Genomic DNA, 25844 nt, shown 5'->3' on the forward strand with positions numbered 1-25844 from the left:
TTCCCCTTAAATAAAACAAAAATTAAGGAGAAGAGGGAAAAGGTAATCTTGATAGACCCATTATCTACAAGCTTGTTCGCGCGTTATTTGTTACTAAAAACACGAACGCCTGATACAGGCAATCATCAGTTATGTATTGTCGCTTTTCACTCCTCTGTCCTTTTGCCTGAGAGTTTCACTTCAATGATTGAAGCTTGCTCCTTCGGCGACCGATCAAACGGTTCTCTCCAGAGTGTCCTCCAACTGCAGTCCGCGCTAATACTCATACGAGCTTAATAGCACCTGAAAGATTTACTTCTTCGGTGGGCCGCGAATTCACTTGAGCAAATACGCTAGCCTCTCTCCTGCAGTCTTCACTGGACTCACTCAGCAGTGCTGAGCCTAGCTCAATTCAGCGATAGCTAAAATTGAGACTGTGAACTCTATCACTTTTTGACTCTAATTCAACGTATAAACGCTTTGAGGTGTGCGTTTGCTGATTTTTTATACAGAACGACAGCTGCTAACGGTGTTAGCTATACTTCGACGACGGTTTGCTTTTGTGAGCCCAAGCCTTCGATTGAAAAAGTAACCTGATCACCGGGACGTAAGAATTGGTTTTGCCAATGTTTGGCATTGCCGGGTCCAGAACCTAAGGCAATAATGTCTCCAGGGCTCAGAGTCATAAAGTGGCTCAATTGACTAACACATTGCGCAACATTTTGGATGTAGTCACTTGAATTAAAGCTTTGTCGAACCTCGCCATTAACCGTTAACGTCATTGGCAGGTTATTTGGGTCGCTGATGTCTTCTTTGGTGACTAACCATGGACCAAGTGGGGCGAATCCATCGAAGCATTTTGCCATGCTGGCTTGCCCGCCTATCTCATCACCACCGTCCTTAAATTGCCAGTATCGATCAGATAAGTCATTGAAACAGCTATAGCCAAAAACATGCTCCATGGCACGCTGCTCAGGAATATTTTTACCTGATTGACCAATGATGACCGCTAGCTCTCCCTCCCAATCGACTTGCTTATTCATCTTTGAATACGGAATCACATCATATGCGCCACTTAATGTGGAAGTCGGCTTAAAGAAAAACATGGGCTCTTTTAACCCGACGCCAATTTCTTCATTGTGGGTTTTCGAATTTGCGCCTACACAGATGATTTTGTTCGCTCCTAATACAGGAGGCAAAATTTGCTCTGCTTGTTCTATTGAAAATTTTGGTAATTTAGATAGATCTAGACCTGCGATACTTTCCCACTCGTTCGTTATTGTTTCAACGGAATGTGAAGGCAAGTGCTTGGAGATATCATATACGGTGGTGTTTTCTATAATGCCGATGCCCACCAGATTATCTTTTAAAAATCTCATTAATTTCATTTTGATTACCTCAAGACAATAACCTTTATTGGTTGACTGTTATGCTAACGAATTGGCATTGTTTGTGAAATGAGCAATAATCGAAATATATTTTCGAAAAAGTTGAAATATGAAATCTATCGAACCGCTACGTTGCTTTATTCATGTTGTTGAGGAAGGAAGCTTTTCAGCTGCGGCCAAAAAAATGAATTTGGCTATTTCATCTGTTTCTCGTTATGTACAGTTGCTTGAAGAAGAATTAAAAGCACCTCTGTTTATACGCAATACCCGGCAAATGAGTTTGACTGATGTGGGAAATATGGTGTACCAGCAAGGAGTCATGATTTGCACACAAATTGAACAGCTGGGTGAGTCTGTCGCTGAGAGTAAGCATCAGGTACAAGGTAAGGTCAAAATTACAGCGCCGCTTTGGTACGGCTCGCAGATGATAGGCCCTGTCGTGATTGATCTTAAGAAAAAGTGGCCACATCTTATTGTACAAATTGATTACAATGATCAAGCGAGAGATCCATACGATGAGGAATACGACCTTTACGTACAAATTACCAACCCGAAGGATTCATCCTTGGTCGCAAGGCCTTTAAAGTCGGTTGAATACTGGCTGTGTGCCAGCCCTCAATACGTGGCGGAATTTGGTGAAGTGAATGGTATTGATGATCTCAAAGCACATCAGCTTCTCAAACAAAGTGCGCCTACTGGTTACCAAGGCTGGTACTTTTATGATTCCGATGAGCAATGTGTCCGTATTGATACGTCAAACGGGTGGTATTCAAGTAACGCATCGTTTGTTTTGTGGCAAGCGGCGTTGAACCAAGCTGGTATAGTGATGTTGGCTAGAAACATGGTTGAGGAAGATGTCGCCAATGGAAAGCTAATCCGCTTGTTGAGTGGCTATCGATGCCTTCCATACCCGCAAGACGCTTCACTTCATCTCATCTATGCAAAAGGAAAAACTCATCTACCAAGAGTGAGGGTGGTTGTGGAGGCAATGTTAGCGTCTTTAGGCCCTCATGCGCCGTATCTATCTCGCTGAAGGTAACGTTTAGCAGTGACTTGTGTATATCTAGTGGTAGGTGAGGATATTGTAAAACCCTGAGCGCTAAGTCTTATTTACGCTTGGCAAATAGTATAATATGTTTAAACAAGTTTGAGTCGTATCAAAGCAAAGGAGCTGCCATGACTAGATTAATTGCTATCGTATTGTTGTCAATTTTGGCCTATTTGCTGTTTCGTTATCGTACGAATAAAAAACTGCAAAAGGGTGTGGTGATTGCTCTTGGCTCAGCGCTTGTTGCCTACATTGCTTCTATCGTTATTTTAGAATTGTTCCGCTGATGGGAACGAGGGTTAAAGATTGAACACACAGAACGAAATGGATGAACAAGATGACGTGGTTGTGATTGAGCAACGAGACCGACGCTCTTATGTATATATTGGATTAGCTCTTGTTATAGGTTTAGCAATTGGTGGTTTAGTCGGTTCTACTATCACGGCGAATAAGTGGCAGCAGACATTGCAAAAAGTCCAAACTGACTACCAACATTTACAACAGAAAACGTCTCAACTGGTTGATAGCGCCAAAAATAAAGTGGCAGATGTGGATAAAAAATCTGCTGAGAAAATGGCAGAAGCATTGCAGGCGCAATCTGACAAATATCTTTCTGAAATATCTAAACTAAAAACTCAAGTTACTGAAGTTGAAAAAGTGAATATGTCGCTTGAGGAACAAGTGGCCGCGCAAAAACAAAAACTCGAAGCTTCCCAAAAAACAGTGAGTAAGCTTGATAAACAGGCGGATATGCAAGCGACTATGTTCGAACACGCCAAAGAATTATTTCAAAAGGAGTTAAAGGTTAAGCAGGAGTTGTCGGCACTGGAAAAAGAGCGCGAGCAATTGGTCCCTAAAGTGGCCGCACTGAAGAAAGAATGCAGCCTATATCTGGCGGGCACTTCATGGAATGCGACCTCTGACTCGTGTGATAAACAAGACGAAGCGAACTCGAGGCTCAGCCAAATAGATCAACTTATTCAAGTGCATAAGCTCGATCTAAAACAAATCAACGAACTTACAAGCCAAATTGGCCTAACTAAATGACGATGACCTTATCGTTCAATAACACGTGAAGCAATAAAGAGGCGAATTCGGCGACAGACACAACGTTCATCACTGAGGAGGGGATACATGCAGTCAATTCCAAGAGATGTAATACTTGGTCAAGTTACTAAACGTAAAGACTGGACTAGCAACATTTTTACCATTTGGGTCCAAGCGGATATTGGAGCCTATCAGGCGGGCCAATTTACTAAGCTTGCGCTTGCCAATGAGCAAGGTGAGTGGACCAAACGCGCCTATTCTATGGTATCCAGTCATCAAGCATCTCCGGGCGAGCTAGAGTTTTTAATCATCACGGATGAAAACGGCTCGCTGACCCCTCGTCTAAATAGGCTGAGTGAAGGTGATGACATTTACGTGGGAACCACGGTGTCTGGATTTATGACGGTGGACGAAATTCCAGATTACGCCAAAGATTTATGGCTGCTTTCGACAGGAACCGCCGTGGGACCTTTTCTCTCCATATTGAGAGAAGCGAATAGATTAGAACGGTTTCGAAAAATAGTGCTAGTCCATGCCGTTCGCTACAAAGATGAATTGGTCTATCACGAATTGACCCAGCAATTAATTCGCCAATATGCGGGTAAACTCATGCATGTGCCTATCATTAGTCGAGAGGAGCAAACGTCAACCCTGAAAGGGCGAATTCCACATTTGCTTATGCATGGCGAGATACAGTCGGAGGCCACTTTAGATCTTTCCCCAGACTATTCCTGGGTATATATGTGCGGAAACCCTGCGATGGTTCGCGATACTGCTGAGACATTAAAAGCATTAGGGTTAAACAAGCACTTAAGAAGAAAGCCAGGGCAATTTAGCAGTGAAAACTACTGGTAGACCTGCTGCAAGCCGCTAGGTTTCTTGGCTCTTGGCAACCTTGTTCTCTTCGACAGTTGCCGAGGTGCCCAACTGGATGTATTTAACTAGGATGCCTCTTAGCCCTTCAGGGGTTAATGGCTTGGAAATGAAATCATCCATACCCACATCGAAGCATTTCTGCTTATCTTCAGCCACGACATTTGCGGTAACTGCAATTATTGGAACTTGCTTGGTCCATGATTTACCGTTGCTACGGATTTTCAAGGTGGCCTCATAACCATCCACTTCTGGCATATGGCAATCCATTAAGATGGCGTCATACTGATTTTCAAGGCACTTAATGATCGCCTCTTTGCCATTTCCCGCAACTTCAACAGACACACCCATGTTGCTTAGCATAATGGTGACAACCTGTTGATTGACCAGAGTATCCTCAACGAGAAGCACGTGAGGAGCATCTGCAATATCGACATTCTTCTTGATGTCGATGGCGGAATGTTCATACGAATTACTGGTTGGAAAATCGCAGATGTTCTCTGGGGTATGAGTATGGGGGGAGTCGGGTTGAGAGGCTTGGCTTGCAATTTCAAACTCAACGGAGAAGAAAAATTGGCTGCCCAATCCTTCCTGGCTGACCACTTTGATTTGTCCTCCCATTAATTCAACGATTTTCTTACTGATAGCAAGGCCTAAACCGGTGCCTCCGTATTTACGAGTGGTGCTGCCGTCAGCTTGTTGAAAACTATGGAAGATGTCGCCGAGCTTCTCTTCACTGATACCTATCCCTGTGTCACGTACCGAAAATTCTAGTGAGATGGCTTGCTGGCTTTGGTTTTGAGCTTTGATATCCAAATGAATCGAGCCTTTTTCGGTGAACTTGATGGCGTTGCTTAGCAGGTTACCGAGTACTTGCGTTAGTCGAGTAGGGTCACCAATGAGTTGTGTCGGAATGGTTGGATCAATCGAGCAGCAAAATTGTAACCCTTTCTCCTGAGCTCGAATGGTGTACACATCTGCTTGGCTTTGGATAATGCCTTGCACGTTCAGTGCGGTGTTTTCCAGTGTAAAATGCCCGGCTTCAATTTTAGAGAAATCCAGAATCTCGTTAATGATGTTGAGCAAAGTTTGAGATGAAGAATTAAGCACCTGCAAATATTCTTTTTGTTCTGGTGTAGTGTCTAAATCATCAAGTAAAGCGGCAATACCGATAATGCCGTTCATCGGAGTTCTAATTTCGTGGCTCATATTGGCCAAAAATTCACTTTTTTTCTGGTTCGCCACTTCTGCTTTTTGTTTTGCAGCGGCTAGCTCGGAATAGTTAAGTTCAAGTTGATGGACGCATCGATTGTATTTACTTGATAGCATTGAAATTTCGTCATCAAAGAGTCGATTGGGCGTTTCAACCTGGCTAGGGATCGGTCCGTCAAAGTCTGCCATTGCTGCGGATAGACCACGAATCGGCCGGATAATAAGTTTTAGAACAATAAATAACAACACCGACACCACCAAAAACGTTTCAATCGCTGTCATTAAAAGTATTAATAGGAAATTCTTAAATAACGCGGCATAAATTGGCGATAAATCGGTTTGAATGGTGAGTGTGGCGAGGCTGTATGTTTTGTTGCCTATTTTGTGGGCTAATTCCCAAACATGTGTAACTTTATTAGCTGTGACAGGGTGACCAAACTCCAATACGTCACCAAAATGGTCTTCTATTTTCACAAACTGAATATTGGGGTTTTTTAGAAGGCCTTGACTTAAATTCGTGAGCTGGTCTCTATCTTCTACCCATAATGATTGACTAAAGCTGGTTACATTACTTTCTTTAAGCAAAAGCATGTCTTGATTAAGTTCGCTGATTTCGCTTTTATAGTTTAAATAGAAGTTAATCGAAGCACTGATAAGCGCAAGCAAGACACTCGTTATGACAGTAACGATAACTAATTGTTTGCCGATTCCTAGCTGACGTTTATTGGTAGTTTGCTTCATATGCAATGTGTTTTATTTAAAATGCTGCTACTTTAAAGATAGACATTCTTATTAATTAGTAAATATACAGTACTTAAACAATGTGAAGGTACAGTACAAAAATTAAAAACTATTCACCAAACTCGGGTAAATTGCAGTGGTAATAGCTTTGATTTCGAGGAATATTGTACAAAGCGAAAAGGAGAGCCAAATGAAGGATTTGTACAAAATACTATTGTTGATTACATTTTTGTTGACTCCCGGTTTGGCTACGGCAGAAACCGTTAACTACTATGTAATATCAAAACAAGCTCAACCATTTCAAATAGAAGACAATGCCAATAATCACTCTGGTATTGTTACCGACATTGTTCAAGCGATATTCTCAGGCGATAGATACGATATTAGTTATCATACTTACCCTTTCAATCGAATGATTTCAATTTTGGAAGCGGGTGGTGAAAAAAATTGGATAACCTACGGTAGCCCAAGCTGGGGAAGCGTCCAAGCCGAGAACTTATCCGATATGCCAATATATACGGTTAAGCACGCATTAGTGACCAGCAAAACAGGTCATTTTAAGTTCGATGGTATGAATTCTCTAAAAGGAAAAGGGGTTGTCTTATTACATGGTTTCGATTATCCGCAACTTATTCCCTATATTAGCTCAGGTGATGTAGAAGAAATCCGAGTTAAAAATTATCGCTCAGCGTTCAAGGTGGTGAACCGTACACCAGGCGATACGGCTTTTGTTGAAATGTCATCAAGAGTAAAATATAACCTTGGTAAGCTAAACCTTGATAAAAACAAATATGATATTCAAGCATTTAGTGATGTCATCCCTGACTACAAAATTTATCTAGCATTTGATAAAAATATGGATCCTAGTTTGCAAAAGTTCATTAACAAACGTCTGGCTGAACTTAAAAAATCTGGCGAGATTGATGTTATTATCAGTAAATACATTTAATAAGATTAATTAAAAAAAGAGCCTGGTTAATGTTAACCAGGCTCTTTTTTACAGGTGTGTTTACTGTTGTTTAATAAAGGTGGCATCAAACATATGACCCAGTTTGGCGGCCTTAGTTTGTAGGTAGTTTTGGTTGTGTGGGTTGTTCCCTTCCTGAAGAGGTACGCGTTCGATTACGTTGATGTTCGCTTTTTGCAAGGCCTTAACTTTACGTGGGTTATTCGTCATCAGCTTCACTTGGTCGATGCCGAGATAGCCTAAAATTCCCTGACAGAATTCGTAGTTGCGCATATCAGCAGCGAAACCTAATTGCTCGTTTGCTTGCACCGTGTCTGCACCGTCATCTTGTAGATGATAAGCGCGAACCTTGTTTGACAACCCAATTCCTCTTCCTTCTTGACGCAGGTAAAGAAGAACACCCGCACCTTCGTCTACGATGTTCTTCAACGCTTTGGATAATTGAAAGCCGCAGTCGCAGCGAGCACTAAATAACGCATCGCCTGTTAGGCATTCTGAGTGGAGGCGGATTAAAGGGGCATTAACGCTTTTAATATCGCCATAAACTAACGCTAAATGTTCCTTTTGTGTTGCATGCTCAATAAAGGCATTCATTTGAAATTCGCCCCATTTTGTGGGCAGTTTTGCCGCATCAATAAAGCTAACTAAGTTATAAGGTTTGGTTTGTTGTAAGGTTTCACGTACATCCATTAGTATTCTCCCAAGGATATTTTTTCCTTTTCCATCTCCCCCGTCTCCCCAAAATGCATCTTTGTGTGAGTGTTCCTTTAGCTCTATACATCCTGTATTTACTAAGTAATACGCTAGGTTAGGGTTTTGGATAAATTTTTCTTTTACGATAGATTCCATAACATCGACGCGAATGTCGTACCAATCAGAACGGGCGTGTTGCTCGTATTTCCTGCTTAATGCGAAAGCAAGATCTGGGGTTTCGGCTTTGAGTATTTCTTGTTGGATAATCGAACTAGAAAACTTTTGAGCTTGGTAGTAATGTTCGCTCGTCGGCCAAACCACACCTGATATTTCTATATTCGCAGGGAAAAAGTTGGATAAAAATCCATGAGATTCAAATGGTTCATAAAACAGAATAGGATTGTCCATAATTTTGCTCCTGACGCTGAATGTAGCTAGGCGTTCGATTTCACATCATCAAATCGCTATGCATCTACAAGAGTAAATTTAGCCAGCCTATATTTGTTAGTCAAACCACAAAATGGGCAAATAATGTGTCTTAATAATACTTAATATCTTTATTAAGACATGATGAGACGAGTAATGGCTTGTTATCCATGTGGAATTGATTTGGAACCCAGCCAGCATTATGGGTAAAAATAATTATCATATTTATAAATAAAGTGGCTAGGAATCACATTTTGATGAAACGCTAGGTAACTGGATATTTGTAACCAGGTTGTTACATTTTGTTTTCTTGGTTTGCGTTTATCGATCTGCTCAAACCTAGATGTTAACAAAGATTTTCATATTATTTACAGGCAACTAGAGGCCTTCAACCTGAGAGGCTATGGACATTGGGTGTTTTAGTGTTAACCATGTAATTAAAACGTTACACTAAGGTTGTTTTTGATAACTATTCTTATTTGAGGCTTTGCTTACTCATTCTGGTCAATTTGTTGCACAGTTAAGTCATGGACAGAGTAAAACGCATGAAATACAGATGCATCGAATCTTGTGACGAGGAGTAAAACATGAATCAATCAACCATGCTTGCGAGCAAAGGTAATCCACTAGGTACTGACGGTTTTGAGTTTGTTGAATATACCGCGGCAGACCAAGAAGGTATTGAGCAATTGAAGTCGCTATTTAGTTCTCTTGGATTCGCAGAAATTGCTAAGCACCGCTCTAAAGATGCATGGCTATATAGGCAAGGCGATATTAGCTTTATAGTGAATGCCCAACCACATAGTCAGGCGGAAGAGTTTGCCAAGGCTCATGGCCCGTCCGTTTGTGGTATGGCATTTCGAGTACATGATGCGGGCAAGGCGTTGGAGTACGCGTTAAGCCAAGACTCAAAACAGTACGTTACTGAGATCGGTCCCATGGAGCTAAGTATCCCAGCGATTTATGGGATTGGTGGCAGCTTAATCTATTTCGTCGACCGCTACGGTAGCAGCAGTATATATGATGTGGATTTCCGCCTATACGACGATGCTGAACAACGCTTGCGAGACAAAGATGTTGGCCTATACGAAATTGACCATCTAACCCACAATGTTCAACGCGGTCATATGGACAAATGGGCAGGGTTTTATGAACGTATTGGTAACTTCAAAGAAATTCGTTACTTCGATATTGAAGGTAAGTTGACTGGCCTTGTTAGCCGAGCAATGACCGCGCCTTGTGGTAAAATTCGCATTCCTATCAATGAGTCATCGGATGATAAGTCTCAAATCGAAGAGTTTATTCGTGAGTATAACGGTGAAGGTATTCAGCACATTGCTCTGTCAACCGAAGATATCTACGAAACGGTGAAGACTTTACGTGACAGGGGCATGGACTTCATGCATACCCCAGATACTTATTACGAGAAAATCGACAACCGAGTGAAAGGGCACAGTGAAAGTGTCGAACGTCTGCAAAAGTTAAAAATACTCATCGATGGCGCGCCTGAAAAAGACGGCATATTGCTGCAAATATTTACGCAGACTGTGATTGGTCCCGTGTTCTTCGAAATCATCCAAAGAAAAGGCAATGAAGGATTTGGAGAAGGAAACTTTAAAGCCTTGTTTGAGTCTATCGAGGAGGACCAGATTCGCAGGGGAGTATTAGATAATGCGTAAATCCATCTCATTTCCTTTGAAGGTTGGTGAGTGTTCCAAGCAAGCACACGCCGATTTTCCTGAAAAGGCGATCTATGAAAGAGAAGCTGGCCGTAGCGGTTTTTTCGGCCCGGCGTCTCATTTTCATCACCAGCACGCTCCAACGGGTTGGAGCGAATGGGAAGGACCACTTCGACCACGGGCTTTTAATTTTAATTTAGTGGAGAAGGCAGCTCAGCTTTCTCCTTGGTTAGTGCCTCACCTTTTGCATAATGCTGATTGTAAAATACGAGTGTGGAAAATCGATCAATCGATGGAGTTTTTAGTTCGAAACTCTGATGGTGACGACTTACTTTTTATTCACCAGGGCAAAGCCGATCTCTATTGTGATTACGGACATTTAGAAGTGGGAGAAGGGGATTATGTCCTAATTCCTCGTTCGACAAACTGGCGTTTGGAACCACACGAAAAGATGTTCATTTTGATGATAGAAAACACCAACGCGAGTTATAACTTGCCAGAGAAAGGCATTGTAGGTAGTCACGCTGTGTTTGATCCTGCTGTTTTGGAAGTCCCTCAGATTAATGATCAATTCAAAGCGCAATACTCAGAAGATGACACTCAAGTACACATGAAACGCGGTGAGAAAATCAGTGTCATTACCTACCCGTATAATCCGCTCGATGCCATTGGCTGGCATGGTGACTTATCTGTTGTGAAGCTAAATTGGCGTGATATTCGTCCATTGATGTCACATCGTTACCACTTACCGCCTTCCGCACACACAACATTTGTGGGAGATGGCTTCGTTGTATGTACCTTTGTGCCAAGGCCAATAGAAAGTGATCCGGGGGCGTTGAAAGTGCCTTTCTATCACAACAATGATGATTATGACGAAGTGCTATTTTACCACGCAGGTGATTTCTTCAGCCGCGACAACATCGAAGCAGGCATGGTGACATTCCATCCCGCTGGCTTTACTCATGGCCCACACCCGAAAGCCTTCAAAGCAGGACGAGAGTACAAGAAAAAGTTTGCCGATGAAGTCGCAGTGATGATTGATACTCGAAACGCTCTTTCATTTGCAGATGAAGCAGCACAGGTTGAGAACGATCAGTATGTTTACAGTTGGCGTGAAAGCGTAAAACGCTAAACGAATGGCTAAGGATTAAAAAAATGAAATTAGCAACGTTAAAAAATGGTCAAAGAGACGGCATGTTAGTTGTCGTCAGCAAAGATTTAACTCGTTGTGTTGCTGTACCAAGTATTGCGGCCACCATGCAACTCGCATTAGATAACTGGCAACATACAGAGCCTCAATTGCAAGAGATCTATCAAGCGCTTTGCGCGGGTAGGGTAGACAACGAAATGTCCTTTTCAGCTACACAGTGCGAGTCGCCATTGCCAAGGGCTTACCAATGGGCAGATGGATCAGCCTATGTCAATCACGTGGAGCTGGTGCGTAAGGCACGCGGAGCAGAAATGCCAGAAAGTTTTTGGACCGATCCGCTGATGTATCAAGGTGGTTCGGATGCGTTTATTGGCCCGCGCGATAATATTCAGATGCACAGTGAAGAATGGGGGATTGACTTTGAAGGAGAGGTCGCCGTCATCACTGACGATGTCGCAATGGGGGCGTCCAAAGAGCAAGCTCAGTCGGCGATACGTTTACTCATGTTAGTCAATGACGTATCACTTAGAGGGCTTATCCCTGCTGAGCTAGGCAAAGGGTTTGGTTTCTTTCAATCCAAACCATCGTCAGCATTTTCTCCCGTTGCAGTTACCCCAGATGAGCTAGCTGACGCTTGGGATGGTGTTAAGGTACATCTGCCTCTTATCTCAACTTACAACAATAAGCCATTTGGGCGACCGAACGCTGGCGTTGATATGACGTTTGATTTTTCTGAGTTGGTCTCACATGCGGCGAAGACACGTCCATTATCGGCAGGTACCATCATTGGCTCAGGTACCGTCTCCAATAAGCAGGGCACACAATACGGTACATCGATTGATGAAGGTGGTGTTGGCTACTCTTGCATTGCCGAGGTGAGAATGATTGAAACGATTCGCGATGGCAAACCAAGTACTCAGTTTATGCGGTTCGGTGATAGCATTAAGTTAGAGATGTTAGACGCGCAAGGTGAAAGCATCTTTGGTGCCATTGAACAAGTCATAGAAAAATACTAAGCCTGCTAACCAAGAAGAATCGGATTGCAACATGGCAAAAATAAAACTTTACAGTTACTGGCGCTCTTCAGCGGCGTATCGGGTTCGAATAGCGTTGAACTTGAAGCAGCTCGAATACGATATGCTTCCTGTACATTTGGTGAAAGACGGTGGAGAGCAGCACAGTGCACAATTTAGTGAACTCAACCCCAATGAATTGGTGCCTGTGCTTATCGATGGCGATGTCACATTAAATCAATCGTTAGCCATTATTGACTATTTAGACGACCATTACTCAGAGCCTAGGCTGATACCTCAGACCACACCAGATAAGTATCTAGTGCAAGCATTAGCTCAAGATATTGCGGTAGATATTCACCCAATTAACAACTTGAGAATTTTGCAGTACTTATCAGGCAAACTTGATGTTTCAGATGAGCAGAAAGGTGACTGGTATCGTCATTGGGTAACGACTGGCTTTAAGGCCGTTGAAAAGAAACTCTCGTCAGTTTCTGGACGATATAGCGTTGGTGATGACTTGTCACTTGTGGATGTGTGCTTAGTCCCACAGGTTTATAATGCGGAGAGATTTAACCTCGATATGCATGCCTTCCCGACGATAACTCGGTTAGCAAATACATTGAGAGAGCATCCTGCATTTAGAGACGCAGCGCCTGAATCCCAGCCAGATGCTACTTAGAACAGACATAGATTAATAAATATACCTAAGATCCTACTGGTTACTTGGGTATATTTTTTATGCTTTTTAAAATCATATATCTTTAGATAACACGACCTATATCATCCATTATTCGGCGGCTGTAGTGTAACCATTTAACTGCTGTTGCGCACTTGTCATTAGAAACTCGCATTATTTTCCTAAACGCCTTTACAGTTATGAATTTTAAAGTCAACGTGGGTTTTTGATAAGAATATTTATAGGGATGGAAAAATGGACGTGTATAAAGTTAGGGTCAATAACCGTCGATTTGTGTACTTGTCAGATTCATCGAGAGACTATAGATATAGCAAAGTCGTGATGCTTGATCCGAAGTTCTTTATTTATTATTGGCACAAACAACCCTTTCCCATTATTCCTAAATCGAGGATAGGGGAGAAAAAACATTGGCGTAATTATTATAAATATTCATTGTCGGACAAGTTATTTTCATTTAGCAAGTCCAAGCCCGTACCAATGGCTCAAGTTAGCGCGGGTGTGCGAACAAGCTTCAAAGCCAGGATTCAAGATAATTGCTTTTTATGCAAGGAAAAAGAGAGCCAATCGACCAAGCGAAAGGAATTGGAGTATGTATTTGTTGAAGATGGCACTGCTCGACTTATTTGGCTTTTGAATAACGAAGCGGACTATATTCCCGTGCTTTGTACTGAAGAAGAAGAGCCTTTGTTTGAGAAGTTGGCGATAGATACCAACAGTTTATGCTTAGATGAAGATTGTCCTTTGCTCTATGATTTAACGAAGAAAGTGCTGTTTAATATTTATCGGTTCAGGTGACAACTAATACCTGAACCAATTTATACTCTAGACAGCTTAAGATGCGGTTTGATTTAAAAAACGTGTAGGGTAGTTGCTAAAAATAGCATCGACTTTGTTTAGGTTTTTGAATTGATGAGGCGTATTCACGGTGTAGCACCAAACTTGATAGCCTGAGTTTTGTAATTTCTTGATATGGGTTGCGCTTGCCCAACGGTAGTATAAGTGACAGCTGTACGCCTCAATCTCCTGCAATAGCGCCCAAACGCTGGCAGACAAACGTTTACTGATAACGCCTAATTTGTAACTCGAACAGTGCTTGTGTAGTAAACGCATGATGTCGTGATTAAAACTTGATAGCAGGATTTTGTCTTTATCTAGGGATGTTTTTGCCAACGCATCGACCACTTTTTCAACGACTGATTGAGTATCATGAGTGTCTACTTTAACTTCGATATTAATGCCAAGGTCGTGCTGTTCACAAAGCTCCAGCATCTCATCGAGAGTGAGGATACGTTCATTGGAGAACTCAGTGCCGAACCAGCCTCCAAAGTCTAGCTGGCGAAGCTCATCCAGAGTATGTGCGTCAACCCGACCAGCGCCATCACTACAACGATCAACGGTATGGTCGTGGTTGACGACGAGTACGCCATCCTTGGTAGGTTGAACATCGATTTCAACCCAAGTCGAACCCATCTCGGCAGCGGCTAGAATACTTGCTTTGGTATTTTCTGGATGAGTACCGGATGCTCCCCGGTGCCCAACGATCAATGGCGACATTTTATTACCTTATGAGTTGTCCATTTCCTAGTGTTTATTACAGCACATAGACCTTTACGTGCGAAACTAAATCATTGACTAAACGGGGGATGCTAACGAAGAAAAATGTCATTTCTATGAAACAAATGGTGAAATTGGATCTTGACGCTAGTTGGGTATAAATTGAGGTGATCCTGGTTCGCAATTTTCCACTTGATAATGAGAGCTTTTATCATTAAGCTTGTTTGTCATTCGACGGACGCCTTTTAGATCCAAAGTAATTGATTGCTATTATGAGACTTTTTAAAATTGGCATGGTGATAACCACGGCCTGCATTTTCTCTTCTGCCTATGCGAGTGAATTAAGCTCTGCCCAGGCAATCCAAAACCAAACCAACACCCAATCGGCGAAGAGCCAAGTAAAGGTGGATGCGAGCGCAGACGAATCGATTAAGCTGCGGGCTGAAATCGAGCAACTCAAACAACAAGTCAAAAACCTCACTATTTATCGAGATCACATGGCGGCCATGATTAAAAGCCAAGATCAAGAGATGAGTAGCATTCAAAGCCAAATTGGAGAAATCAATAAAACTCGCCAAGGCGTTGTGCCATTGATGTATCAAATGATCGACGGTTTAAAACAGATTGTCGCAACAAGTGAGCCTATTCAGCTTCAACAGCGAGAGGCGAGAGTTGCCAAGTTGCAAGCGCTAATGTCCCAAGCTGATGTCAGTGATGCTGAGAAATACCGCCAAATTATCGAGGCGTATCAAATTGAGCTAGATTACGGCAATAAACTGCAGCAATACCAATCTCAAATTACGTTGAAATCAGGTCAAAAAGTAGAAGCCCAAGTGCTTCATTTAGGTCGAATTTCCATGATTGCTCGTAATCCAGACCACTCTCAATATTGGATATGGGATGATTCAACCAAGAGTTGGACACAGGCCGACAGTAGTTTAGACAGCAATCTCAATCAGGCCTATCAAGTCGCCACGAAGCAAAGCACGCCAAGTTTACTTACGCTTCCTGTTTCTCTTAACGTCGCGCAAGGAGAGAAGAAATGAAAATGGTAAAAAATCTCTTTCTTGTCTCTCTTGCAGCATTATCTTTCAATGCGCTGGCGAATGAGAGTTTAGTTTCAAAAGCGCAACAAGAGAAACAGCAGCAGCAAGCGATTGACGCATCGCGTCAGGCGTCTTTTAAGCAAACAGAAATGGCGTTGCTAAAAGAAAAGCAGCAATTAGAGCGTCAACGTCAACACATTCAAGAACAAACCAATCAACTGACCAAACAGTTTAGCAGCAATGAAACCAAGCTGGCGAAACTGGAAGATACCTTAAGGTTACAATCCGGCAGCTTGGGTGAGTTGTTTGGTGTGGTAAGACAAAACGCGAAATCGTTGCAAGCTGAGCTGAAGCACTCAGTGACGGGAGTGGACGCTAATCAGTATTCTCCGGTTGTTGATAGCATTGTTGCTGCGAAAACACTGCCTTCCATCGAGCAGTTGACTGGACTTTGGAAAAGCTTTGAAGAGCAGATTCAAGCAAGTGGCCAGCTAGCTAAAGTGAATGTGCCATTTATTCAAGGCAACGGTGAGATTAAAACGGTGCCTGCCTTGAGACTAGGCTCTTTTGGTCTTGTGACTGACAAAGGTTACGTTAGCTGGAACAACACATCAAAAGAGGCGAGCGCGTATAGTGTGCAACCTTCAAATGGTCCAACGCTTTCATCACTTGCCGCGCTTAGCCAAGGTAATGTCGAATCGGTTGTTGTGGATCCATCACATGGTGAAATTATCAAGCAACTTGCTGATGTGCCGACATTGATGCAAAGGCTTAAACAGGGCGGTGTCGTTGGCGAAATTATTCTTGTTTTGTTAGCGATTGGACTGGTGATTGCCGTGGTTCGCGGTGCTTATCTCTTCAGGGCGCAGAAACAAATTCGCCAGCAACTGGCTGATCCGAAGAATCCAACCAACAATCCTTTGGGCCGTGTGTTGAATGTGTATCACCAAGAGCCTAACCGGTCTGTGGAAGCACTAGAGCTTAGGTTGTTAGAAGCGGTTGTTGACGAGCAAACGCACCTGGAAAAAGGGCTGTCGATGCTCAAGTTATTGGCAGCGATTGCACCGATGCTTGGCTTACTAGGGACAGTCGCCGGTATGATAGATACGTTCCAGGTGATCACCCAATTTGGCAATGGTGACCCAAAAGTCATGGCTGGTGGTATTTCCATGGCGCTGGTGACCACGGTCCTTGGTTTAGTCTCTGCGATACCACTTCTTCTTGCGCATAACATCTTGAGCGCGCAAGCTGAAAAAGTACACACCATCTTGGAGAAACAAGGTATCGGCATCGTGGCTGAACAAGCAGAATTAGAAATGGGGAACAAGCCGACCTCGACATCTTCAACATCGACTGAAAAATCCGTTGGAAACGTTGCCTAATGACTCTCGCTACAAGCTTTCAATGGTTAAGCGACACGGGTCTGCTCTCTTCTACTTGGTTCACTTCGCTGAGTCATTTTATGCATCAGGGTGGACAAGTGTTGTGGTGGTTAGCCGCAGTGGTCGTGGTGTGTTGGTTTTTGATTTTAGAGCGCTATTTTTATCTGCTGTTTTATTTTCCCAAAGCTAGACAAGCTTGGGTGAATAATTGGTTAGCCCGCGAAGATCAGCGCTCTTGGTATGCCATCTCAATTCGTGATGGCTGGCTTGGACAAGCACACATTCAACTTCAACAAAACTTAAGCATCATCAAAGTGTTAGTGTCAGTATGTCCAATGTTAGGGCTGCTTGGGACCGTCACGGGCATGATTTCAGTCTTCGATATTATGGCGAGCCAAGGCAGTAGTGACCCAAAATTAATGGCATCGGGTATTTCACTGGCGACCTTACCAACCTTAGCAGGCATGGTTGCCGCGTTAACTGGTATGTTTGTTCACGCGCGCCTTGCCAAGAAATGCCGCATGTTAGAGCTTAAATTAGAAAAATCTTTAAGGAGTCGCAAGTGAGACTCGGTAGACGTCAAACCAAAACAGATGAAGCGCAAATCGATCTGACTTCAATGCTAGATATCGTCTTTATCATGTTAATTTTTTTCATTGTCACTAGCTCTTTTGTTCGTGAATCTGGTGTATCGGTCAACGCGCCGAAAGCCTCTCACGCAGTGACTCAAAAAAGCTCTAGCATTTTTGTGGCCATTACGTCTGCGAACGATATTTATATTGATAAGCGAGTGATTGATCCAGAAAGAGTTCAAGCAACGCTAGAGGGCTTGATTCAAGACAAACCCAATGCATCGTTAGTCATTCAAGCAGACAAACATGCCTATAATGGCACGGTCGTAACGGTAATGGATGCCGCTAAAGGCGCTGGAATTAAGAATATTGCGCTTGCTGCGGAGAAATCATAATGCCTAGGTGGATTATCGCATTTCCCCTAGCGCTTTTTATCGCCGTGTTCCTATTTAGTTTCATGGCGTGGATGGTAAGCAGTGATGATCATCGAGCGCCCAAAGCAACGGACAATGTTAGGCTCAATCTTTTCATGTCTCAGCAGCAAGACCAGGTGCAAAGAAGAGAGCGCTCTCTTCCTAAACCACCCAAGCCTGTTCCAGCTCCCCCTAAAGTTGCCGCAGTGGGGGTAGGTTCGCCAAATCCTCAAATGTCTTCATCGACAGCGCCATCTACCTCATTCGCAGCGGCGGGTATTACGAGTGCCATAAATGGTATTGCTATTAGTGTGCCCACCCTTGGCGTAGCGGGAGGAAGTCAGCAGGCGATGCCTATCTATCAAGAGAAGCCACGTTATCCAATGATAGCTAGGCAACGTAAAATAGAGGGCTATGTGCTACTGAAGTTCAATATTGATAAAGAAGGCAGGCCAACAGATATCGAAGTGGTTGAAGCAAAGCCAAAACGCATTTTTGACCGAAACGCCATCCAATCTCTTCGAAATTGGAAGTATCAGCCTAAGATTGTTGATGGGCAAGCCGTGGTTCAAAAGGGTTATGTACAAAAAATTGAATTTAAGATGTCGCAATGAAAAAACTTAGCCTAATAATACTGTTGCTCAGTTTCAGTCAGCTTGTGTATGCAAATGGTGATAGGTTAAGCCAATACACAACCAACATTGTGCAGCGAGCCAATCACCTAGCCAAAGATAAAAAATACGATCAAGCGATAAAGCTACTTAACGGTGCGGATCTCACTCGTCAATACGATAAAGCCTACGTTGACCGAATGTTAGGTGTGTTTTATTGGCAGTCCAATCAAATCAAACTGGCAATAAAATCATTAGAACTGGCCGTGAATAGCAAGGTGCTAGAAGATTCACAAGCATGGAAAACGCAAAAGATGCTGGCGGATCTACTGCTGTCCAATCACCAATATGCGAAGTCACTGAGTTACTACAATGAATTGAGTAAAAGTGCTCCTAAAGGGGAAGATGCTGCTGAGCTTTGGCTACGTATTGCACAAGCGAACTATCAGCTTGCGCATTGGCAAAAAGTACTTTCGGCGATACAGAGTTATGAATCGTTGCATCCGAAGAAAGAGGTATCACCGCTTTCTATTAAACTGGGTGCTCAGGTTGAGCTGAAGAGCTGGCGCGCGGCGGAAAAAACGGCAAAAAGTTTGGTCTCGTTGCAGCCCAATTCTATTACTTGGTGGCGGCAGCTTACCGCGATTCAGCTAAGACAAAATAAACAAAAACAAGCGTTAAACACGCTGGCTCTAGCCAAGTTGCAAGGTGTAAAGCTGAGTGATAAAGATATTCACTTGCTCGCCCAACTCTACGCCAGTGTTGGTATACCATTGAGAGCTGCTCAGACGATGGGTGAAATCAGTGATCTGGATTCACAACAGGATTTGATTATACAGCAGGCAAGCTATTGGCAACTTGCCAAAGAGTGGGATCACGCTGTCGATATGTGGTTACTAGCAGCAAAACAGCAGCCTAAGTATCGTTGGAACGCCATCCAAATCTTGCTTCAGCAGGGTAAAGACAAGCAAGCCTTAGTAGAGCTTGATAAAGTGACTAAAAAAAGCCAACAAGCCAAAGTGGCGTTGGTAAAAGCGCAAGCTTATTATCGTCTGAAAAATCTCAACAAGGCACTTAGCCAAGCGAAGTACTCAGAAAAACTAAAGCCATCAGAAGAAGCGAAAAGCTGGGTTAGCTATCTAGAGAATATTAGGTAGGTAATCGATAATACCGTTATGTAGTGTGCTGTCCTATCGGGTTGGCACACTCTTTTTGCACAACCATCAAAAACAACTGATAAATTCAAATACTCATTTCATACAATGAATTATCGTCCATTCTTGCAACATAGTGTCAGCTTTCCAAACGTTTTCTGAGACATTGATTCCATGGTTGGCCTCTCGATATAACGAATAGAAATTAGCTTATATCATAAAAAACTTTGATGTTCGTCACGCTAGCTACTATACCTGTATTGTAAATTTAATGTCATCAAAATGTTTGTTAAATGAAATTATTCTGACATTTTGATGATGTTTGATTTTTTGGATTTTCACCGTTCATGGATAGCACATGTTGTGCTCAAAAGTGAAGGTGGGTAGTACGATGGAAAACATAATAAGGCGCAAACCGCCGGTCATTAACGCTCAGTTAAATAGAGCGGAAACTAATCAAAACCCAGCTTATTTACATAGGCCTAGTTTGCTTACTGTTCAAACTCGTGGCGTTTCATCTCCCCTCTCAATAAAAAGAAAAGCGCTTTTCGGCGGCACCATTGTTGAGTTTTCTATCGTCGCTAACGTCTTTTTTCTTACCTTGATGACAGCCATTGATCTCGCTTATTTCGGATACGTTAAGTTAACGATGCAGCATGCCGTTAGAGAGGGAGCTCGTTATGCAATAACTGGCCGTGCTGATTTAGATCCAGAAGGAAATGGTGATAGAAGCGCTGCGATTTTAGAAAAGATTTCCGACGCATCGAACGGGTATTTATCGAAAGTGGCAAGTAATGAAGACATACGTGTAGAAGATATTCACGGTAACAACGTTACAGGGTTCGGTGATGCGGGAGATATTGTCGCCATCCATATCGATTGTACTTGGCCAACTGGCAGCCCATTTATCTATCCACTCGTTACCGATGGCTATTATAACTTCACGGTAAGTGCAGCGATGAGAAATGAGGCATTTTAGGGAGGCGTTATGAATAATAGTTTGAACGGCCTGCGAAGTAAAAGATCTATCAAAGGAATGGCTGCAGTTGAAATGACATTGGTAACGCCAATCATATTTCTCTTTTTAGTCGGTGTTTGGGAGCTGACAGAGATGATTCAGGCCAACACCATCATTACTAATATTAGCCGTGAAGGTGCTAACCTTGTCTCGCGAAGCAGTTCTCAAACCCCACAGCAAGTCATGGAGATTGTGTCAACAACCTCTAGCCCGTTGGATCTTGAATCTGACGGTGTCATCTACATTAGCCAAGTGATCGGCCAAGCTGGTGGTGATCCTTATCTAAACCGTCAATACAAATGGTTGGATTTTGGTTTGAATACAGACAGTGAAGTATGGGGAGGTTGCACCAACTGGGATGCTGAGGGCGAATGTGAATTACCTGATGAAATTGAGAATAAACCAGTATTAACTGGCTTTCCTATCAATCTAGATGACGGTGAAGCAGCCTATGTCGTCGAAGTATTCTATGACTACACTCCGTTGACTGACTGGGTGTATGACAGCAACTTCATGATCAGTGATGCAACATACTTATGAAGGGTAAAGTGATGAGTAAAAAATGGCATTTTATCAGAAAGATTAAGAATAAAGGCTTAGTAGCCATTGCATCCATTGTCGCCATGCCTTTTATGGTTTTAGTGACAGGTATGGCTATCGATGCTGGAAGAGCCTATCTAGTTCAAGCCAAGCTATTTGCTGCCGTCGATGCAGCAGGCATAGCGGCTGCTAGAGCGGTGGCAGACAGTGAAGCGGCTGCGGTTACCGCGGCCGCAAAGTACTTTAATGCAAATATTCCTGAAGGGTTTCATAAAAGCGTATCGACATTGGACGATGTGGGGTTTACCAATGATTCTGATGGCAATATTTCTATTGATATTAACGCCTCTTCTACGATGTCTAATACATTTTTGAGCTTGGTTGGATTCAGTTCTTTTGACGTGAGCGCGCAAGCACAAGTGATTAGAAGGCCAGTTGATCTAGTCTTAGTCGTAGATAATACAACTTCTTTAAGGCTTGGTGCCATCGGAGATGTAACGGATGATGTTGTATTGAGATCGAAAGAGTTCATTAGCAAATTTCATGAAAGTTTTGACAGGATTTCTTTAGTTAAATACGCCTTTGGTGCTGAGGTCCCCGTCGCTTTTACTGTTCCTCGAGGGCATGATAGAGCGTTGATTACAAATGAAATTGATGCGTTTGAGTTTGGTGACTTAAGTAATTTACAGTTTACCAATGCTTCAGAAGGGCTATATATGGCGTTAGAGCAAATTCGGAATGTGACCAACCCAGCCAATCTCAAAGTGATTGTTTTCTTTACAGATGGTGCACCGAATACATTTGCGTCTAATTTTGAGTTTACCGATTCTAATTCTTACACAGGCTCTATTCGTTCAAGTGATGGCTCCAGCGGCACCCCTCGTGGCTTATGGGAACATGATACGGTTGCTACCCAGCTATCTGGCAGTGGGTACCAAGGTAGTAATATTGACGACAACTTGGTAGAGCTACCGGATTACTACACCCCGCACGATACTGCGGCAACGGAATTTGATGTACTCAACCCGTTCCACCCGACCAGGCCAGTTGAACAGTACAACCGTTTTACTCATTCTGCTAACGACCTATACATAAGGGTCAATCGAGTGGCTCGCAACTTGGTTGAAGATATGGCAGAAGCAGCAAGAAATGAGAATATTTTTGTCTTTACTCTAGGGTTAGGCTCTGCACTTACTGCAGCTTCCGGCCCAGATAATGAGGAAGGACAGGACTTGTTAATGAGAATGGCAAACGATCCGGCCATGTTAGACGATCCAGATCTTGCTGGTGATTTTCAAGCAGGACAATTGCAAGGGGTGTATTGCCATGCAATTGATGAAGACGCGTTAGGCCCATGTTTTGATGAAATGCTGGATGTGATAATTCGATTAACGCTATAAGTCTGCAGGTTAGTCGTTCATTTTATCATTCAAATATTGTAGGTAAAATTCCGCTAGGGTTTGGTTGTCCAAGATCCGTTCTAACAACTCGCTTATCACTTGGTTGTACAAATTTAGTGGTTGTTCAGCACATGTGCTAAAGGCATGGAAGACTCGTCTTGATTCTTGAGGGAGGGGAATGATTTTTACCTTATCCAATATGTCCATCTGCTTTGCCATATAAACTAAAGACTCTCGATTACTACTGGCCACACCGGTTAATCTTCCTCGAATAAACATACCTATATTGGCTCGATAGAAGTCCACTTGTGGAGTAAGGACGAGCTTAATTCTAGGATGATTCCAGAATGGTTTGATGGCGGAAGCTGGTAACCCCGAGGTCCAGCCTATCACCAGATCATACAAATCTTCTGAGCCACGAATCTCATTGACCGGAAAGTCTTTGTCTACCAACAGAGAGGGTACTGCAATGTGAAAAGGGTGGGTGGGAAAGCGCATTCTTTTGGCTCTATCCTCGGACCATCCTTTTAAGAGAAATAAATCAATTTTGCAATCAGTAATACTTCGCTCAGACCGCTTATTCGTCATTTTTTGCCAGACTATCTTCGCGTTCATAGGTTCTGCAACATATTGATTTAAAAAGGTAATTAGTGGGCCATAGGGCTTGTCTTCTTGCGCTGAATAGAAAACGTGTGGCGGATAAACAAAATAGCCGACTTTTAGATCCAGTGGTTCCTGGCTGTTAGTGCTAAACGAAATCAAAAAAGAAAAGGCGATAGCAAATGCTCTGGAGGGAGTAATAAACATTCGTCGAGCGATAAGCTTTTTCAAGGTGTATATCCTTTTCACATTAGAGGGTGCCCATCTGCATAATATTCGTTTATGAACTGAAGTTACTATTAGTAACACCGGTTGTAACCTTGGTGTAAACAAACGCTCTTAATTATAGTTATGAATCTATCACTGTGATACTTCTTGAGGCTCGTCAATCGATGTGCAAGACTTCGATGCTAGACGTACATCTCTTCCTAGCATTGAAGTCTGTTTATTCCGTTGAAACTCATATTTTGAGGTGGCTTGGTATTCTACCCCAAGGTAAATTGTCGTAGTTGATTATTGACCAGATCGACTTCTTTGCGGTAATTGTCCACAACGTCGTTCATATTCCTTGCAAGCTGGCCTGTATTGTCTGCGATGCCTGTCAGAACGTCCACATCTTCATTGACCATCTCGCTGGCTTTGGACTGCTCGACCGTTGCGTTAGTAATGCTGGTAATATGTTGGTTGACGATTTCAATTAACTCTTCTAATTCGCCAACACTGGTATTGACTTCCTGCACGGAGTGGAAAGTAGAATCCGTCGCTTCACGACTTTTAGTCATATTCTCCGCCGCGGTTTGGGTGTTGTTGGTGATACTGGCTAATAGCTGCGAAATGTGTTCAGTAGACTCTTTACTACGCTGAGCAAGATCGCGTACTTCAGATGATACAACAGCAAACCCTCGGCCATGTTCGCCAGCGCGAGCCGATTCAATGGCGGCGTTCAATGCCAGTAGATTAGTTTGTTCGGAAATGGCGCTAATTGAATCGACGATTTTGGTGATGCTTATTGCATCTTGCTCTAGCTCGAGCATGCATTCTTGGGTCTGCTGTATCTGGTTTACTAGACCTTCGACAACGGAGTAGGAGTGACGACTTTGCTGTTGGCATGTTACAACTTTTTCGATCATTTTGCCGGTTTCTTCCATCGCTCGGTCAGAAGAAGAAGCAATTTCAACGCTCGATTGGGACAATTCTGTCATCGCTGCGGCAATATTACTACACTTGTCGCTGGTCGCCTGACTACTAGCGGTTAAATCATCGGCACTGGAAACAATTTGCTCTAATCTTTCATTACTTTGCAAGTTAGTCTCGTTGACGCTCGCTAACACCGTTTTAATACTGCCCGTCAGTCCATTAAGACTCGATGAAATCCTTGATAACTCATCTGAACCAGCCGTTGGCAATTTGACGCTCAAATCTTTACTTTCAGAAATGTCGGCCAAGTTTTTGGTGAGTGAATTTACACGCCCTTTTAAACTGTTGGTAAAGATAAGAATCCCACCTACAAGGATTGCCGTGATAGCAATGATTGAAGCGATAACAATACTGGCTTCCCATTCTGCGGTTTGAATTTGATTCTCTGCAAGCAAGATGGCTTGAGATTGGAGCTCGTTACGTACCGCATTGATTTGGCCGATTTGAGCGGTGGCAGCAGCGAACCATTCACCAGGTGATGGGCCTTTTAGCTGAGCTAGATTGTTTTTTTGATCAAGAAAGGTTTGCTCAGTCCTTACCACATTTTGCCATGTGCTTGAGCGCTGATCGGCTTCAAGCTGAGTCACAAAGCGCTGTGGCATGGAAAGTTTCGCGGTTCGTTCGGCGTAGCGGCCCGATTGAATATAGTTTTGGATCAATGTGTATTGACCTAGGTTAGAGCTTTTTTTCGCAAATGCTCCGTTTAATGCGCCGCGAACTTGGCCTGCTCGCTCTTTCATTTCCATAACAGCAATGAGCGCTTTACTTAATTTGGACGCCTCTGTATTCGTGACGAAGGTCGTGATAAGCGATGTGTTATTAATAATGAGTTGGTTGATATTGGAATAATATTTGAACGGTGATGTGGTCGGTTTTAAGGTATTGACTTGCTGGCGGATGTTATTAAGTATTGCCAGCTCACTTAATACACCTGAGCGGATGTCTTCTATCCACTTGCTAGGTAAGTATTGAGGAGTAAACGCTTTTAATGCGTGGATGTTGTTATCAGTGATTTTTCTTTGTTTCGCTAATGCTTCGACTTGGCTGCCTTGGCCGCCGCTCCCCAGCACCCCCGCAGTGAGTCCCCTTTCCACGGCTAAGTTGTGGGCAACGTTATCGTATAAAATGATCAGGTCTACCGCTTCTTTCTCAGCTTTTGCGCTATTGGCTGCTGCACGTTGTTGAGATATCACTTCAATCGACATCATCAAGGAGATCACGATGGGTAATCCCGCGAGTATCAACACCAATTTATGAAGTGAAAATTTTTGGACTATCCTTGACATTGCAGCCTCCAGCCGGAACCGAAAAAATAGATTAGATCAATACGCTCTAATAATACTCTCCTTTAACGGCAGCATATTTTCCGCCTAGAAATATAATTGCATAACTGTGCGAATAGACTCATTTTATTGAGATTTATTGCATTAATTTTCTCAAT

At 43.0% G+C, this 25844-nt stretch carries 25 protein-coding genes and 1 riboswitch; of the genes, 19 read left to right on the forward strand and 6 right to left on the reverse strand.

Features of this window, described 5'->3' with window-relative positions:
• Positions 1–144: 144 nt before the first annotated feature.
• Positions 145–241: riboswitch (glycine riboswitch) on the reverse strand.
• 274 nt (positions 242–515) lie between these two features.
• On the reverse strand, positions 516–1367 hold the full coding sequence (locus M9194_RS07420) for a fumarylacetoacetate hydrolase family protein (RefSeq protein WP_250611992.1): 852 nt from the start codon (positions 1365–1367) through the stop codon (positions 516–518).
• Positions 1368–1476: 109 nt separating this feature from the next.
• On the opposite strand from M9194_RS07420, the gene M9194_RS07425 reads away from it, so the two are divergent.
• The 4 genes from M9194_RS07425 (at position 1477) to M9194_RS07440 (ending at position 4317) form a co-directional block, all read left to right on the forward strand.
• Entirely contained in the window at positions 1477–2400 is a 924-nt protein-coding gene (locus M9194_RS07425; RefSeq protein ID WP_250611993.1) for a LysR family transcriptional regulator, read from the forward strand.
• Positions 2401–2543: 143 nt separating this feature from the next.
• Positions 2544–2702 (forward strand): hypothetical protein, encoded by a 159-nt coding sequence (locus M9194_RS07430; RefSeq protein WP_250611994.1) that lies wholly within the window; start codon positions 2544–2546, stop codon positions 2700–2702.
• Positions 2703–2721: 19 nt separating this feature from the next.
• The gene (locus M9194_RS07435) at positions 2722–3462 is read left to right on the forward strand and encodes a chromosome partitioning protein ParA (protein WP_250611995.1); all 741 of its coding nucleotides are present in this window, start codon (positions 2722–2724) and stop codon (positions 3460–3462) included.
• Between the two features lie 87 nt (positions 3463–3549).
• The gene (locus M9194_RS07440; protein ID WP_250611996.1) at positions 3550–4317 is read left to right on the forward strand and encodes a ferredoxin--NADP reductase; all 768 of its coding nucleotides are present in this window, start codon (positions 3550–3552) and stop codon (positions 4315–4317) included.
• A gap of 15 nt (positions 4318–4332) precedes the next feature.
• On the opposite strand, the gene M9194_RS07445 is transcribed toward M9194_RS07440, so the two are convergent.
• Positions 4333–6288 carry an ATP-binding protein gene (locus M9194_RS07445; RefSeq protein ID WP_250611997.1) on the reverse strand — a complete coding sequence of 652 codons (1956 nt, stop codon included), beginning with the start codon at positions 6286–6288 and terminating at the stop codon, positions 4333–4335.
• Positions 6289–6478: 190 nt separating this feature from the next.
• Between M9194_RS07445 and M9194_RS07450 the strand changes: the two genes are divergently transcribed.
• On the forward strand, positions 6479–7237 hold the full coding sequence (locus M9194_RS07450; RefSeq protein WP_250611998.1) for a substrate-binding periplasmic protein: 759 nt from the start codon (positions 6479–6481) through the stop codon (positions 7235–7237).
• A gap of 60 nt (positions 7238–7297) precedes the next feature.
• Here M9194_RS07450 and ribA read toward each other — a convergent pair whose 3' ends face one another.
• Positions 7298–8356 carry a GTP cyclohydrolase II gene (ribA, locus tag M9194_RS07455; protein WP_250611999.1) on the reverse strand — a complete coding sequence of 353 codons (1059 nt, stop codon included), beginning with the start codon at positions 8354–8356 and terminating at the stop codon, positions 7298–7300.
• A 620-nt stretch (positions 8357–8976) separates the two neighbouring features.
• Between ribA and hppD the strand changes: the two genes are divergently transcribed.
• From hppD to M9194_RS07480, 5 genes are all read left to right on the forward strand, one after another.
• Complete coding sequence (hppD, locus tag M9194_RS07460) at positions 8977–10053, forward strand: 4-hydroxyphenylpyruvate dioxygenase (RefSeq protein WP_250612093.1); 1077 nt, start codon at positions 8977–8979, stop codon at positions 10051–10053.
• Positions 10046–11185: a homogentisate 1,2-dioxygenase gene (locus M9194_RS07465; RefSeq protein WP_250612000.1), complete on the forward strand. Its 1140-nt coding sequence runs from the start codon at positions 10046–10048 to the stop codon at positions 11183–11185. The genes hppD and M9194_RS07465 overlap by 8 nt, the downstream gene beginning before the upstream one ends.
• A gap of 23 nt (positions 11186–11208) precedes the next feature.
• Positions 11209–12219 (forward strand): fumarylacetoacetate hydrolase family protein, encoded by a 1011-nt coding sequence (locus M9194_RS07470; protein ID WP_250612001.1) that lies wholly within the window; start codon positions 11209–11211, stop codon positions 12217–12219.
• Positions 12220–12250: 31 nt separating this feature from the next.
• Positions 12251–12898, forward strand: a complete 648-nt coding sequence (gene maiA / locus M9194_RS07475) for a maleylacetoacetate isomerase (RefSeq protein ID WP_250612002.1) — start codon at positions 12251–12253, stop codon at positions 12896–12898.
• Between the two features lie 252 nt (positions 12899–13150).
• Positions 13151–13711 (forward strand): plasmid fertility inhibition factor family protein, encoded by a 561-nt coding sequence (locus tag M9194_RS07480; RefSeq protein WP_250612003.1) that lies wholly within the window; start codon positions 13151–13153, stop codon positions 13709–13711.
• 36 nt (positions 13712–13747) lie between these two features.
• Here the strand turns inward: M9194_RS07480 and M9194_RS07485 are convergent, their stop codons facing one another.
• Positions 13748–14470 (reverse strand): glycerophosphoryl diester phosphodiesterase, encoded by a 723-nt coding sequence (locus M9194_RS07485; protein WP_250612004.1) that lies wholly within the window; start codon positions 14468–14470, stop codon positions 13748–13750.
• 272 nt (positions 14471–14742) lie between these two features.
• On the opposite strand from M9194_RS07485, the gene M9194_RS07490 reads away from it, so the two are divergent.
• The 9 genes from M9194_RS07490 (at position 14743) to M9194_RS07530 (ending at position 22606) form a co-directional block, all read left to right on the forward strand.
• Entirely contained in the window at positions 14743–15516 is a 774-nt protein-coding gene (locus M9194_RS07490) for a DUF3450 domain-containing protein (RefSeq protein ID WP_250612005.1), read from the forward strand.
• Entirely contained in the window at positions 15513–16898 is a 1386-nt protein-coding gene (locus M9194_RS07495) for a MotA/TolQ/ExbB proton channel family protein (RefSeq protein ID WP_250612006.1), read from the forward strand. Before M9194_RS07490 ends, M9194_RS07495 begins: the two co-directional genes overlap by 4 nt.
• Positions 16898–17464: a MotA/TolQ/ExbB proton channel family protein gene (locus tag M9194_RS07500; RefSeq protein WP_250612007.1), complete on the forward strand. Its 567-nt coding sequence runs from the start codon at positions 16898–16900 to the stop codon at positions 17462–17464. Before M9194_RS07495 ends, M9194_RS07500 begins: the two co-directional genes overlap by 1 nt.
• Complete coding sequence (locus tag M9194_RS07505; protein ID WP_250612008.1) at positions 17461–17865, forward strand: ExbD/TolR family protein; 405 nt, start codon at positions 17461–17463, stop codon at positions 17863–17865. Before M9194_RS07500 ends, M9194_RS07505 begins: the two co-directional genes overlap by 4 nt.
• The gene (locus M9194_RS07510; RefSeq protein ID WP_250612009.1) at positions 17865–18497 is read left to right on the forward strand and encodes an energy transducer TonB; all 633 of its coding nucleotides are present in this window, start codon (positions 17865–17867) and stop codon (positions 18495–18497) included. The genes M9194_RS07505 and M9194_RS07510 overlap by 1 nt, the downstream gene beginning before the upstream one ends.
• Positions 18494–19651, forward strand: a complete 1158-nt coding sequence (locus M9194_RS07515) for a tetratricopeptide repeat protein (RefSeq protein ID WP_250612010.1) — start codon at positions 18494–18496, stop codon at positions 19649–19651. Before M9194_RS07510 ends, M9194_RS07515 begins: the two co-directional genes overlap by 4 nt.
• Positions 19652–20039: 388 nt before the next feature.
• Positions 20040–20627 (forward strand): TadE family protein, encoded by a 588-nt coding sequence (locus tag M9194_RS07520; protein ID WP_250612011.1) that lies wholly within the window; start codon positions 20040–20042, stop codon positions 20625–20627.
• A gap of 9 nt (positions 20628–20636) precedes the next feature.
• Complete coding sequence (locus M9194_RS07525; protein ID WP_250612012.1) at positions 20637–21206, forward strand: TadE/TadG family type IV pilus assembly protein; 570 nt, start codon at positions 20637–20639, stop codon at positions 21204–21206.
• A gap of 11 nt (positions 21207–21217) precedes the next feature.
• A complete protein-coding gene (locus M9194_RS07530; RefSeq protein ID WP_250612013.1) occupies positions 21218–22606 on the forward strand; it encodes a vWA domain-containing protein in 1389 nt (462 codons plus the stop codon).
• A gap of 9 nt (positions 22607–22615) precedes the next feature.
• On the opposite strand, the gene M9194_RS07535 is transcribed toward M9194_RS07530, so the two are convergent.
• Positions 22616–23437 (reverse strand): type 2 periplasmic-binding domain-containing protein, encoded by an 822-nt coding sequence (locus M9194_RS07535; protein ID WP_250612014.1) that lies wholly within the window; start codon positions 23435–23437, stop codon positions 22616–22618.
• 254 nt (positions 23438–23691) lie between these two features.
• On the reverse strand, positions 23692–25689 hold the full coding sequence (locus tag M9194_RS07540) for a methyl-accepting chemotaxis protein (RefSeq protein ID WP_250612015.1): 1998 nt from the start codon (positions 25687–25689) through the stop codon (positions 23692–23694).
• Positions 25690–25844: the final 155 nt, after the last annotated feature.

The sequence above is a fragment of the Vibrio sinus genome (assembly GCF_023634645.1).
Lineage (GTDB): Bacteria > Pseudomonadota > Gammaproteobacteria > Enterobacterales > Vibrionaceae > Vibrio > Vibrio sinus.

Coding starts and splice junctions, on each gene's coding strand:
- M9194_RS07530 (WP_250612013.1), top strand. CDS start 21,218: ATGAGTAAAAAATGGCATTTTATCAGAAAGATTAAGAATAAAGGCTTA.
- M9194_RS07495 (WP_250612006.1), top strand. CDS start 15,513: ATGAAAATGGTAAAAAATCTCTTTCTTGTCTCTCTTGCAGCATTATCT.
- M9194_RS07500 (WP_250612007.1), top strand. CDS start 16,898: ATGACTCTCGCTACAAGCTTTCAATGGTTAAGCGACACGGGTCTGCTC.
- M9194_RS07470 (WP_250612001.1), top strand. CDS start 11,209: ATGAAATTAGCAACGTTAAAAAATGGTCAAAGAGACGGCATGTTAGTT.
- M9194_RS07490 (WP_250612005.1), top strand. CDS start 14,743: ATGAGACTTTTTAAAATTGGCATGGTGATAACCACGGCCTGCATTTTC.
- M9194_RS07445 (WP_250611997.1), bottom strand. CDS start 6,288: ATGAAGCAAACTACCAATAAACGTCAGCTAGGAATCGGCAAACAATTA.
- M9194_RS07525 (WP_250612012.1), top strand. CDS start 20,637: ATGAATAATAGTTTGAACGGCCTGCGAAGTAAAAGATCTATCAAAGGA.
- M9194_RS07440 (WP_250611996.1), top strand. CDS start 3,550: ATGCAGTCAATTCCAAGAGATGTAATACTTGGTCAAGTTACTAAACGT.
- M9194_RS07510 (WP_250612009.1), top strand. CDS start 17,865: ATGCCTAGGTGGATTATCGCATTTCCCCTAGCGCTTTTTATCGCCGTG.
- M9194_RS07480 (WP_250612003.1), top strand. CDS start 13,151: ATGGACGTGTATAAAGTTAGGGTCAATAACCGTCGATTTGTGTACTTG.
- M9194_RS07465 (WP_250612000.1), top strand. CDS start 10,046: ATGCGTAAATCCATCTCATTTCCTTTGAAGGTTGGTGAGTGTTCCAAG.
- M9194_RS07515 (WP_250612010.1), top strand. CDS start 18,494: ATGAAAAAACTTAGCCTAATAATACTGTTGCTCAGTTTCAGTCAGCTT.
- M9194_RS07430 (WP_250611994.1), top strand. CDS start 2,544: ATGACTAGATTAATTGCTATCGTATTGTTGTCAATTTTGGCCTATTTG.
- M9194_RS07540 (WP_250612015.1), bottom strand. CDS start 25,689: ATGTCAAGGATAGTCCAAAAATTTTCACTTCATAAATTGGTGTTGATA.
- ribA (WP_250611999.1), bottom strand. CDS start 8,356: ATGGACAATCCTATTCTGTTTTATGAACCATTTGAATCTCATGGATTT.
- hppD (WP_250612093.1), top strand. CDS start 8,977: ATGCTTGCGAGCAAAGGTAATCCACTAGGTACTGACGGTTTTGAGTTT.
- maiA (WP_250612002.1), top strand. CDS start 12,251: ATGGCAAAAATAAAACTTTACAGTTACTGGCGCTCTTCAGCGGCGTAT.
- M9194_RS07485 (WP_250612004.1), bottom strand. CDS start 14,470: ATGTCGCCATTGATCGTTGGGCACCGGGGAGCATCCGGTACTCATCCA.
- M9194_RS07520 (WP_250612011.1), top strand. CDS start 20,040: ATGGAAAACATAATAAGGCGCAAACCGCCGGTCATTAACGCTCAGTTA.
- M9194_RS07425 (WP_250611993.1), top strand. CDS start 1,477: ATGAAATCTATCGAACCGCTACGTTGCTTTATTCATGTTGTTGAGGAA.
- M9194_RS07450 (WP_250611998.1), top strand. CDS start 6,479: ATGAAGGATTTGTACAAAATACTATTGTTGATTACATTTTTGTTGACT.
- M9194_RS07420 (WP_250611992.1), bottom strand. CDS start 1,367: ATGAAATTAATGAGATTTTTAAAAGATAATCTGGTGGGCATCGGCATT.